Genomic DNA, 11,582 nt, shown 5'->3' with positions numbered 1-11,582 from the left:
GGCCTGCCGAAATCCGGGGGGCTTGGGGTAAAGACGCGCGTTCCGGACAGTTGGTTGCCGTGGGGCGGCGGGGTGGTGTGAGGTGACCCGAAAGAGGCGCGGCGAACGGCACGACGACGGCCGTGGGAAAACTTGCCAATGAGCGTCATCAAGCGGCAAAAAATGGCCTTCCGGTGAGCGCTTCCCCGGCCTGCCTGGCCCTTACTTGGTCATCATCCGCATTTTTCGCACGGCCCGATCATCGTCCAAGATCACGAATTGGCTCTCGCCGGGCGCGTTGTCGGCGGCAGGTGCGAGGATGCTCGCAGCACGGATGCGGTGGGGAGGGAGAGCGGGGCCCCGCGCGACGTGGTGACCTGTACGTGCCGAAGCGCCCGTGCACGGTGGGGGAAGCGGCGGATGCGCCCGCTGTCCCGGCCGCGGCAGGGGCAGGAAGGGACCGTTGACGGCGATGCAGATCCGGCTGACCGTCCTCGGGCCGCTCAGCGGCCACACCACGCACGCCACACGCGCCTGTGACGTCCTGGTGACCGCCCCCACGGGCACCGCCCTCGCCAGTGTGACCAGCGGCCTCGCGGCGGCCGTCGCCGCGGCCGGCTCCGATCTCGGCAGCGGCGCCGTCGTCGTCTACGCCGGGGCCGAGCGGCTCGACGCCCAGCGCTGCGCGCTCGGCGAGCCGCCCCTGATCGACGGCGCCGTCCTCTCCCTCTGCGCCCCGGCCGATCCGGAGCGGCACGCGGGCGTGCTGCTCTCCGGCACGCCGGAGGCCGCCGCCCGGCTGCACGTGGTCTCCGGGCCGGACGCGGGCGGCGTGCACCTGCTGCACGGCGGCGAGGTCAGCGTCGGCCGCTCCACCGCCGCGGACGTGCCCCTCGACGACCCGGACGTCTCCCGGCTGCACTGCGCGGTCACCCTGGCCGACGACGGCACCGTGACCCTGCGGGATCTGGGGTCGACCAACGGCACCACCCTGGACGGCGAGGCCGTGGGGGAAGAGCCGGTCGTGTATCCCTCCGGCGCGCTGCTGCGCGCGGGTGAGTCCGTGCTGAGCCTGCACGGCACGCTGGACGCCGCCCCGAGCGTGCTCCCGGCCGCCCCCGACGGCGAGGGCCACCTGCGGGTGGGCGTCGTCGAGCCGCCCCACGGGCCCGTGGGGGCGCCCGTGGCCGGGGCCTGGCTGGGCGGGCCCGGCGGCCCGGCGCAGGCGGACCCGAGGGCGGGTGCCACCTCCCTCGGCACCGCGGTCCTCGGCCCGGACAGCGCGACGGCCCGTCCCTTCGACAGCCCGCCCGGCAGCCCGGTCACCCACGGTGGCCGCGGCGTCCCGCTGGGCGCGGCGGTGACGGCCGCGGACGCGGAGAGCGACGAGCACGCCCCGGACGACGCGCGCAGGCGCGCGGGCGGCCGCAATCGCGGCATAGGCGCATGGGCCCGGCGGCTGGCCGGCGGGCGCGGCGCGGTCACCCGCCCCCTGACCACGGACGAGTGGGGCACCGAGGACGCGGCCGAGCGCGCCCGCGCGGAGTCGGCCGTCCTGCGCGAGCGCTGGCCCGACCCGGCGAGCGTGCTGCTGACCGTCCTCGGGCCGGGCCCGCGTCTGTGGGAGCGTGGCCCGGACCACCCCGACCTGCTGACCGTCCGGCTCGGCACCGCCGACCGGCACACCGCCGACGGCAGCGCGCCGCTCACCTCGGTGCCGGTGACGGTCGGGCTGCGCCAGGCCGGTTCGCTCGGCCTGGCCGGGCCCCGGGGGCGGCTGTCGGGGCTGGCCCGGTCCGTCCTCGCGCAGCTCGCGGCGCTGCACTCGCCCGCGGCCCTGGAATTCGTCCTCATCAGCGCGGACCGCTCGCGGTCGGCGGAGGAGCGGCTGGCGGAGTGGTCCTGGCTGAGCTGGCTGCCGCAGCTGCGGCCGGTGCGCGGCCAGGACTGCCGGCTGCTGGTGGCGTACGACCGCGAGCAGGCCGTGGCCCGGGTCGCCGAGCTCGTGCGCCGGCTGGACGAGGGCCCGCTGGGCCCGCACTGGGCGGCCGCTCCCCCGGCGGCCGTCACCGCGGCCGCCGAGCGCCACACGGGGGCGCACACGGTGCTGATCGTGGACGGCGACCCGGGTTCGGCCGATCTCCGGGAGACGGTCTCGCGGCTGGCCACGGGCGGCCGGGCCGCGGGCATCCACCTCATCTGTCTGGCCGACGCCCCGGCCACCACGCCCGCCTCCCCCGTCTCCGCCACGCTGGCGACGGCGCGGGCCGCGGCACCGGCGTTCCCGCACTGCGGTGTGGTGGCGCTGCTGAGCGGCGACGTGGCCACGGTCGTGCAGGTCATCCACCGGGCACCGGCCCCGGCGGCCGACAGGGCGTACGGCGAGGGCGCGTTCGGGCCGGGGGCGGCCCCCGGCACCGCGGTGGAGCCGCTGCACACCGGCCGCCCGGATCCGTACGGTCTGCACCAGGACGCGCACGCGGGCGCCGCGGCCGGGGGCGCCGTCGCGGCGTGCGGCGGCCAGGGCGAACAGCCGGTCGGCGCCGCCGTGGTGGCGGCCGTCGACGCCGTCTCGGCGGCATGGGCCGAGCGGTTCGCTCGGGCCCTCGCGCCGCTGCGGATGGCGGACTCGGGCGGTGCGGACGGGCAGGCGTCCCGGGTCGTGGCCGCGCTGCCGCGCACGGCCCGGCTGCTGGACGAGCTGGGGCTCGCGCGAGCCACGCCCGCCTCGCTGACGGCCCGTTGGGCGGCCGCCACGGACCGCGGCACCCGGCCGGGCGGCCGCGCCGTCGCCGTGCTGGGCGCCGGACCGCACGGCCCGCTCGCGGTGGACCTGGCGGCCGACGGGCCGCATCTGCTCGTGGAGGGCGGCCCCGGCAGCGGCAAGACCGAGCTGCTGCGCTCGCTCGCCGCCTCGCTCGCGGCCGCCGACCGCCCCGACCGGCTCTCGCTCGTGCTGGTCGACGGCGCGGGCGCCGAGCGCGGCGAGGGCCTGCGGCTCTGTACGGACCTGCCGCACGTGTCGACGTATCTCGCGGCCGCCGACCCCATGCGGATGCGGGAGTTCGCGCAGGCGCTCACCTCGGAGCTCAAGCGGCGCGCCGAGCTGCTGGGGCGGCTCGACTTCGCCGCGTGGCACGCGCAGGCGGCCGCGTCGGCCGCCCCTGCCGCCCCTGCCGCCCCGCAGGTCGTCGCGCCCCGGCGCCCGGCGGACTCCACCGGCGATCTGGAGACGGCCCCGAGCGGCACGCTCAAGCTCCGTACGCAGAAGGGCGGTCCGTCGCGCACGGCCGAGACGGCGCTGCCCCGGCTCGTCGTCCTCGTCGACGACTTCGACGCCCTGGTCGCCCCCGCGCTGGGCAGCACGGGCCGCCCCGCGGCGGGTTCGGTCGTCCGGGCCCTGGAGGCCGTCGCCCGCGACGGCGAGCGGCTCGGCGTGCACCTCGTGGCCGCGTCCGGCCGCCCTGACCGTACGGCCGACACGGCCGCCGTCGAGCGGGCCGGGCTGCGCGCCGCGCTGGAGATCGCGCCGCCCTCGGCCGACGGTTCGCCGGGCGACGGCAGCGGCACGGGCGGCCCCGCGCCGGGCCGCGGCCGGCTGATGCGGCCGGACGACGACGCCACGACGCCGTTCCAGGCGGGCCGGGTCACGGGACGCATCCCGCGGACGGCGACGCTGCGGCCTACGGTCGTGCCGTTGGACTGGGCGCGTATGGGTGACCCTCCGACGCGACGGCCGCTGCGTGAGCTGGGCAATGGGCCTACGGATCTGGCGTTGCTGGCGAGTGCGCTCCAGCGGGCGGCGCAGTCGGCTGGGGTGGAGGCGGCGCCGCCGTTGCTTTGAGGGTGAGTGGTGGTGCGTTGCGGGTTGTGCGTGTCGGGCGGCCTGCGGGCTCGCCGTTGTCTGGTGCGGGTCCGTCGCCGCCTGCGGCGGGAGCGCCCTGCGGGTTCGCCGTTGTCTGGTGCGGGTCCGTTGTGCTTTCTGTGGGGTGGCCTCAAGCGCCGGCCGGGCTGGTTTGTGGTGGGTGCCGGGGGTGGGTCTTCCGGGCTGGGGACCTGGAACGCGGTGCGGGTGCCCTTTTGCGTTCTGAGTGCCGTGACGACGCACCGCGTTCCAGAACCCCACCCTCCAGCCCCACCCCCTCCCACCGGAGAGCAAGTGCGGGACGTGTCCGCTTCAGGGTTCGCATTCAGCCCGTCCGGCGCTTGAGGACAACGCGCGAAGCGTGTTGCGGGGGTCTGGGGGCTTGCCCCCAGTTTCGGGAAGGGGCGGGGCTGGGGAACAAACCAGCCCGTCCGGCGCTTGAGGACGCGGCCGCAGGCCGCTCCCGCCGCAGGCGGTGAACCGGCCCGCAGCCGGGGGCCTGGGGCACGCGCCCAGTGCGGGCAGGGCAGGCCCACAACCCCCCGCCCTCACCTGACGCCTCATCACAGCCCCATCACGATCAGCCACTTGACGCGCGACACGCTATTGCGGGAGCCCCCCACCCGGCGTAGACCTGTCGCACGGGAGACGGGCAAGCCCGGCCGTCTGCGGGGAGCTCGTACGGGAGGGGCGGCAATGCGGCGGCGCAGCATACGTACGGCGCGCGGGACGCGCGGGGCACTGGCACTCGTAGCGGTGGGGGCACTGGGCCTGACCGCCGCCGCTTGCGGGAGTGATGACAAGAGCGACGACAAGCCCTCGGCGAGCACCAGCGGCGGGGCGGTCCCGCAGACCGTGCGACTCCCCGAGCTCAGCGGGCAGAAGCTCAAGGTGACCGCCGTCTGGACGGGTGACGAGCAGAAGAACTTCACCAAGGTGCTGGACGAGTTCTCCAAGCGCACGGGCGCCGAGGTGTCGTTCGTGCCCAGCGGTGACGACATGGCGTCCTTCGTCGGTTCGAAGGTCGCGGGCGGCGACCCGCCGGACGTGGCGATGCTCCAACAGCCGGGCGTGCTGAACGAGTTCGCGGAGAAGGGCTGGCTGAAGCCGCTCAGCGGTGAGGTCACCGCGCAGCTCGACAAGAACTTCGCCAAGGGCTGGCAGGAACTCGGCTCGCACGGCGGCAAGCAGTACGGCGTCTATTTCAAGGCGGCCGACAAGTCCCTGGTCTGGTACAACACCAAGATCTTCGACGCGGCGGGCGCGAAGGAGCCCAGGACGTGGGCCGACTTCCTGCACACCGCGCAGGTGATCGCCGACTTCGGCGTCTCCCCGGTGTCGGTCGCCGGCGCGGACGGCTGGACGCTCACCGACTGGTTCGAGAACATCTATCTCTCCCAGGCGGGCCAGGAGAAGTACGACCAGCTCACCAAGCACGCCATCAAGTGGACGGATCCGTCCGTGAAGGACGCGCTGACCACGCTCGGGCAGCTCCTGGGCAAGAAGGAGCTGCTGGCGGGCGGCAACGGCGGGGCGATCGGGACGCAGTTCCCCGACTCCGTCACCCAGACCTTCCTCGGCGGTGACAAGGCGAAGGCCGCCATGGTCTTCGAGGGCGACTTCGCGGCCGTGAACATCGCCGGGGCCAAGGCGCGGCTCGGCAAGGACGCCAAGGTCTTCCCGTTCCCGGCCGTCGGCGCCAAGCCGCCGGTGGTGACCGGCGGCGACGTCGGCGTGGCGCTGAAGGACGGCCAGGCCGCCCAGGCCCTGCTGACCTTCCTCGCCTCCCCCGACGCGGCCGCGATCTGGGCGCACCAGGGCGGCTTCCTGTCCGCGAACAAGAACCTCGACCCCGCCGCGTACCCCGACGAGGTGTTCCGGGGCATCGCGAAGTCCCTCGTCGCCGCGGGCGACGACTTCCGCTTCGACATGTCCGACCAGGCCCCCGCCTCCTTCGGCGCCAAGCCGGGGCAGGGCGAGTGGAAGGACCTCCAGGACTTCCTGAAGAACCCGGGTGACGTGGCGGGCACCCAGGCGAAGCTGGAGTCCGACGCGGCCAAGGCGTTCAGGAACTGAACGGACGGGAGCCCCATGTCGACCGCGACAGCGGGCGGCGCCGCGGCCCCGGCGGCCGTACCGCCCTCGAAGAAGTCCCGCAGCGTGCTGGGCACCCGGCCGTGGGTGGCGGCCTGTTTCCTGCTGCCCGCGCTGGCCCTGCTCGGCGCCCTCGTCGTCTATCCCATCGGCTATTCCGTCTACCGCAGCTTGTTCGACGCCTCGGGCCACGGCTTCGTGGGGGTCGACAACTACCATGAGGTGTTCACGGACGACCGGATCCGTACGGCGCTGAAGAACAACGTCATCTGGGTGATCGTCGCGCCGTCCGTCGCCACCGCGCTCGGGCTGATCTTCGCGGTGCTCACCGAACGGGTGCGCTGGGGAACGGCGTTCAAGCTGGTCGTCTTCATGCCGATGGCGATATCGATGCTCGCCGCGGGCATCATCTTCCGGCTGGTCTACGAGCAGAACCCGGACCGCGGCGTGGCGAACGCCGTGTGGGTGGGCATTCACGACACGTTCGCGAAGCCGGCGCCCTTCCCGGGCGCGCACCCCGTGAACGACAAGGTGCTCACGGCGAGCGGCGGTGCCTTCACCACCCGGTCGGTGGTGAAGGCGGGCACGCCCGCCGCCCTGCCACTGGTGGGCGTGAAGCCCGGGGACCTGGGCGGCGCGAAGGACGCCATCCCGGCGCGGGGCGTGGCCGGGAAGGTCACCGGCACCGTGTGGATGGACTTCACACGGGGTGGCGGCGGGACGCCCGGCATGATCGACGCGGGTGAGAAGGCGCTGGGCGGGGTGAAGGTCGAGGCCGTCAAGGACGGCGCGGCCGTCGCCTCGGCCACGACGGAGTCCGACGGCACCTTCACGCTGCCCGCCGTCGCGGACGGCGCGCGGCTGCGGCTGGCCGCCGCCAACTTCGCCTCGCACTACAACGGCATCGACTGGCTCGGCCCGTCCCTCGTCACCCCGTCGATCATCGGGGCGTACGTGTGGATGTGGGCGGGCTTCGCGATGGTGCTCATCGCGGCGGGGCTCGCGAGCGTGCCCCGTGAACTGCTGGAGGCGGCGCGGGTGGACGGCGCGAACGAGTGGCAGGTCTTCCGCCGGGTGACCGTGCCGCTGCTGGCGCCGGTGCTGGCGGTCGTCCTCATCACGCTCATGATCAATGTGCTGAAGATCTTCGACCTCGTCTACATCATCGCGCCGGGCGCGAGCCTCGACAAGGCGAACGTCCTGGCCCTCCAGCTGTATCAGTCGTCGTTCGGCACGGACGTCAACCAGGGGGTGGGCAGCGCCATCGCGGTCTTCCTGCTGGTGCTCGTGCTCCCGGTGATGCTGGTCAATATTCGGCGGATCCGGAAGGAGCGGCAGCGATGACCACGGTGGACACGGCCGTACGGGCCAGGCAGTCGCTGCCCGCGCGGATCGCGGCCCGGCTGGGCGGGGGCGCCATGCGCTTCTTCCTGATCGCCGTCGGGCTGTTCTGGCTGACGCCCACGGTGGGGCTGCTGCTCTCGTCGCTGCGGGACAAGTCCGATATCACGGGCTCCGGCTGGTGGAAGGTCTTCGCCCACCCGGCGCAGCTCACCACGTCCAGTTACAGCGATCTCTTCCACAACGACACGGTGATGCGCTCCCTGCTGACCACCGCGCTGATCACGGTGCCCGCGACGGTGCTGGTCATCCTGATCGGCGCGCTCGCCGGATACGCCTTCGCCTGGCTCGACTTCCCGGGCCGCGACTGGTGGTTCATGGCGGTGGTGGGGCTGCTGGTGGTGCCGGTGCAGGTGGCGCTGATCCCGGTGGCCAAGCTCTTCGACAAGCTGGGCATCTTCGAGAGCACGCCGGGCGTGGTGCTCTTCCACACGGCCTTCGGGCTGCCCTTCGCGGTCTTCCTGCTGCGCAACTTCTTCGCGGAGATCCCCCGCGAGCTGCTGGAGGCGGCGCGGCTGGACGGAGCGGGCGAACTGCGGCTGTTCACCCGGGTCGTGCTGCCGCTGGGCGGGCCGGCCATCGCCTCGCTGGGGATCTTCCAGTTCCTGTGGGTGTGGAACGACATGCTGATCGCCCTGATCTTCGCGGACAGCGGGCACCCGCCGATCACGGTGGCGCTCCAGCAGCAGGTGCGCCAGTTCGGCGACAACATCGACGTGCTCGCGTCGGGCGCGTTCCTGTCGATGGTGGTGCCGCTGGCGGTCTTCTTCGCGTTCCAGCGGCAGTTCGTGAGCGGGGTGATGGCGGGGGCCGTGAAATAGGGCCTCAGCCACGGCGTACGTACAGCGATACCGCTCCCCCGCGTACGTGGGCCGAGGACTTCTCGGCGCAGAACTCCCGGAGTCCGTCCCACTTGGCCGACTCCGGGCGCTGGGCCCGGAACCACGGCGTGCCCACCGTGGTGGTGTCCGCCACCACCCACACCCGCGCCCCCGGGCGCAGGCGCGCCAGCCGCGTGCGCAGCTCCCCCGCCGGGACCTCCTCGCCGAAGAGCGTGCCGGAGGCGGCGGGCGACCTCTTGAGGGTGAGGTCGTGGAGCCCGGTGAAGTCGCGCGGGTAGGCGAGCGCGACGCGGCGCTCGTGGAGCGGGAGGAAGAGCACCGCGTCGCCCGGCCGGGCCTCCCCGCCGACCAGGCGTGCCACCGGGGCCAGTTCGTCGCCGCGGCTGACGGGGAGCCGTTCGCGCTCCTGCTGCGGCAGCTGCCACAGGAAGGCCGCCGCGACGGCGAGGACCCCGGCCGCCGCCACGGCCCGCCGCCATGGGAGCGCCCCGAGGATCCGGTCGGCCCCGGCGGCGGCGAGCAGCGGCACTCCGGCGAGGCAGAACAGCAGATAGCGGTCGAGGAAGAGCGGCTGGAACTGCGCGGCCGCGTAGAGGAGCACGGGCGGGAGGACCGCCAGGGGGAGCGCGACGGCGTTCAGGTGGAGCCGGCTCCCGCGGGGGCCGGGGGCGGCGAGGGCCACGGTCATCAGCAGCAGCGTGGCGAGGAGGACGAGGTCGCGGGGGCCCGCGAAGGAGCGCAGCAGCGCTTCCGCCTCGGCGGGTCCGGGCGTCCTGATCCAGGAGACCTGGGCGCTCTGCCCGCGCGAGAGGACCGCCAGCGGGGCGAGCGCGACGCACGCGGCGGCGGCCGCGCGGCCCCAGGCGCGCCAGATCCGCGCGGGTACCCGGGAGATGAGCAGGGTCAGCGCGTGCGCGGCAAGGAGCAGGATCGCGAACTCGTGCAGCAGCGCGGTGACCGCGACCACCACGCCGTAGCCGGCCCACCGCCCGCGCCCGCCGTCCTCGACGGCGCGCACGAGCAGCCAGGTCGCGAGCGCGGCCCCGGCGGCGACCAGGGCGTACGAGCGGCCCTCCTGGGCGTAGTGGCTGACGAAGGGGGTGACGGCGTAGAGCAGCCCGGCCCACAGACCCACGCGGGGCCGGGCGAGGCGGCTGCCGAGCGCGCCGACGAGCGCGGCCGTGGCCGCCGAGGCGACGACGGACGGCAGCCGCAGCGCGATCTCGTCGGCGCGCAGGGCGAGGACCCAGTGCATCAGCAGGTAGTAGAGGCCGTGGACGGCGTCGACGCTGCCCAGCAGGTGCCGGATCTGCGGCACCGAGCGGCGGGCCACCTGGAAGGTGGCGCTCTCGTCCCGCCACATCGTGCCCCGGTCCAGCCCCCACAGGCCGATGCCGAGCATCACGGCCGCGGGGACGAGCACGGCGGCGCGCCGGCCGGCGCGCCGCACGGGCTCCGGCACCGGCCCGGGGGCGGCCGGCTCCCCTCCGGCCGCACGGGCCCTCCTCACCAGCACTGTCCGCATCCCGGCCCCTCCGTGTCCCGCCCGGCCACGCCCGGGCCGTGAATATCCCCGATGGTGATGTTTCGTAGGTAAAAATGGCTTTCGTGGAGGCAGACGACAGCGAGTCCCGGAAACCGCCCGCCGCCCCGCGGGTCTGCGTGATCGTCATCGGCTTCGACGACGCGGCCCACATCGGTGACGCCGTGCGCTCGGCCCTCGCCCAGGGCCCGGCGGTGGCCGAGGTGATCGCCGTGGACGACGCGTCCACCGACGGCACCGGCCCGCTGCTCGACGCGCTGGCCGCCGGGGAGCCCCGCTTGCGGGTCATCCACCGCGCCGTCAACAGCGGCGGCTGCGGCGCCCCGCGCAACGACGGCGTACGGGCCGCGACCGCGCCGTACGTGATGTTCCTGGACAGCGACGACACGCTGCCCGACGGCGCCGTCCAGGCCCTGCTGCGGGCCGCGCTGCGGCACCGGGCGCCGGTGGCGGCCGGTCTGTGCGTACGCCGCGAGCTGCCCGAGGGCCGCGAGACCCGCTGGCAGCCCGGCCTCTACCGGCGGGCCGGCGCCCGCCCGCCCGAGGAGCGCCCCGCGCTCCTCCATGACACCCTCTGCGTCAACAAGCTCTATTCGCGCGCCTTCCTCGCCGAGCACGCCATCGCTTTCCCCGAAGGGCCGTTCATCTACGAGGACTTCGTCTTCACCGCGCGGGTGCTGGCCGCGGCGCCGCGCATCGCGACCGTGCCCGACACCGTCTACGTCTGGCACGTGCGCCGCGGCGCCGCCGCGCCCTCGATCTCCCTGGACCGCGAGCGCGTCGCCAACTGGCAGGCCCGCGTCCGCGCCCACCGGCGCAGCGTGGACGTCTTCCGCGACGCGGGCAGCAAACCGCTGGCCCGGGCCGCGCGGGTGAAGTTCCTCGACCACGACCTGCGGATGTACGTCCGCGAACTGCCCGTGCGCGGCCTCGGCTACCGGCACGCGTGGTGGCGGATCACCCGCGGCTATCTCGCCACGTACGAGGAGGCGGAGCTGGTCGCGGCCCGCGCCCCGGCCCGCTGGATCGCCCGTGTGATCCTGGCCTCGGACGCGCCGCGCGACCTCGGCCGCCTCGCCCAGCTCGCCGCCCGCCCGGCCCGGCTGCCGCCGCCCTACGCGGAGCGGGGCGGCGACCCGGTGTGGGCGGCGGACCTCCCCGGCGCGCCCCTGGACGGCCTCACCGACCCGGCGGCCGTGCCCCTCGCGCAGCTCCCGGTGACCGTGGACGCCGAACTGCGGCTCCTGCGCGGCGAACTGCGGCTGAGCGTCCACGACCTGCACGGGCGGCTCGCCGCCGACCCGCCCCGCACCATCGATGTCGAACTGCGCCACCGGAACGGCACGGCGACCCTCCGCCGCACCGTCCCCCTGACCAGCGCCCTGGCCGGCGGCGGCCCGCTCTGGACCGTGCGGCTGCCGCTCCGCCTCAGCCGGCTCACCCGGCTGGGGATCCGCGACGGCGCGGGCGCGGCCCCGCAGTCCTGGGACATCCGCGTGCGGCCGCACCTGGCGTCGGGCGGCTCCTTCCGCACGTCCGTCCGCGCCACGGGCCGCACACCGCGCCGGACCGCCCTGCCCAGCCGCCGCTTCGGCCTCCTGCTGGCCCGGCCGTACGCCACGACCACCGGCTCCCTGGCCCTGCGCGTGGCGGCGGGGCCGGCCGGGGTGGCGGCCGTCGCACCACGGCTGTGGCGGGTCCTCTCCCGGGCTTCGCGGCTTCCTGGCCGCGCCTGACGCGGGGTCGGGGCTCCGCCCCGGGTAAGGGCTCAGGTGCGGGCCGGTGGGCCCCTTTCCCCCGCCCCGCCCCTTCCCGGAACCGGGGCGGTGCCCCAGACCCCCCAAGCGGCTTCGCCGCT

At 75.0% G+C, this 11,582-nt stretch carries 6 protein-coding genes; 5 read left to right on the top strand and 1 reads right to left on the bottom strand.

Going from position 1 to position 11,582, the window contains the following annotated elements; translation table 11 throughout:
• Window positions 1-451 precede the first annotated feature (451 nt).
• From ACH427_RS29935 to ACH427_RS29920, 4 genes are all read left to right on the top strand, one after another.
• A complete protein-coding gene (locus ACH427_RS29935) occupies window positions 452-3,823 on the top strand; it encodes an FtsK/SpoIIIE domain-containing protein (RefSeq protein WP_398874549.1) in 3,372 nt (1,123 codons plus the stop codon).
• A 717-nt stretch (window positions 3,824-4,540) separates the two neighbouring features.
• Window positions 4,541-5,920, top strand: a complete 1,380-nt coding sequence (locus ACH427_RS29930) for an ABC transporter substrate-binding protein (protein ID WP_398874517.1) — start codon at window positions 4,541-4,543, stop codon at window positions 5,918-5,920.
• A gap of 15 nt (window positions 5,921-5,935) precedes the next feature.
• Entirely contained in the window at window positions 5,936-7,282 is a 1,347-nt protein-coding gene (locus ACH427_RS29925) for a carbohydrate ABC transporter permease (protein ID WP_398874515.1), read from the top strand.
• Window positions 7,279-8,160: a carbohydrate ABC transporter permease gene (locus ACH427_RS29920; RefSeq protein ID WP_398874513.1), complete on the top strand. Its 882-nt coding sequence runs from the start codon at window positions 7,279-7,281 to the stop codon at window positions 8,158-8,160. The genes ACH427_RS29925 and ACH427_RS29920 overlap by 4 nt, the downstream gene beginning before the upstream one ends.
• A gap of 4 nt (window positions 8,161-8,164) precedes the next feature.
• Here ACH427_RS29920 and ACH427_RS29915 read toward each other — a convergent pair whose 3' ends face one another.
• The gene (locus ACH427_RS29915; RefSeq protein WP_398874511.1) at window positions 8,165-9,706 is read right to left on the bottom strand and encodes a glycosyltransferase family 39 protein; all 1,542 of its coding nucleotides are present in this window, start codon (window positions 9,704-9,706) and stop codon (window positions 8,165-8,167) included.
• Window positions 9,707-9,780: 74 nt separating this feature from the next.
• Between ACH427_RS29915 and ACH427_RS29910 the strand changes: the two genes are divergently transcribed.
• A complete protein-coding gene (locus ACH427_RS29910; RefSeq protein ID WP_398874509.1) occupies window positions 9,781-11,460 on the top strand; it encodes a glycosyltransferase family 2 protein in 1,680 nt (559 codons plus the stop codon).
• Window positions 11,461-11,582: the final 122 nt, after the last annotated feature.

Origin of the sequence: Streptomyces sp. NPDC020379 (assembly GCF_044387105.1) — a bacterium.
Lineage (GTDB): Bacteria > Actinomycetota > Actinomycetes > Streptomycetales > Streptomycetaceae > Streptomyces.
This window is presented reverse-complemented; position numbering and strand designations above follow the sequence as displayed.

Bases quoted from the DNA above. Each gene is read 5' to 3' on its own strand.
- ACH427_RS29935 (WP_398874549.1), top strand. From the start codon at position 452: ATGCAGATCCGGCTGACCGTCCTCGGGCCGCTCAGCGGCCACACCACG.
- ACH427_RS29930 (WP_398874517.1), top strand. From the start codon at position 4,541: ATGCGGCGGCGCAGCATACGTACGGCGCGCGGGACGCGCGGGGCACTG.
- ACH427_RS29925 (WP_398874515.1), top strand. From the start codon at position 5,936: ATGTCGACCGCGACAGCGGGCGGCGCCGCGGCCCCGGCGGCCGTACCG.
- ACH427_RS29920 (WP_398874513.1), top strand. From the start codon at position 7,279: ATGACCACGGTGGACACGGCCGTACGGGCCAGGCAGTCGCTGCCCGCG.
- ACH427_RS29915 (WP_398874511.1), bottom strand. From the start codon at position 9,706: ATGCGGACAGTGCTGGTGAGGAGGGCCCGTGCGGCCGGAGGGGAGCCG.
- ACH427_RS29910 (WP_398874509.1), top strand. From the start codon at position 9,781: ATGGCTTTCGTGGAGGCAGACGACAGCGAGTCCCGGAAACCGCCCGCC.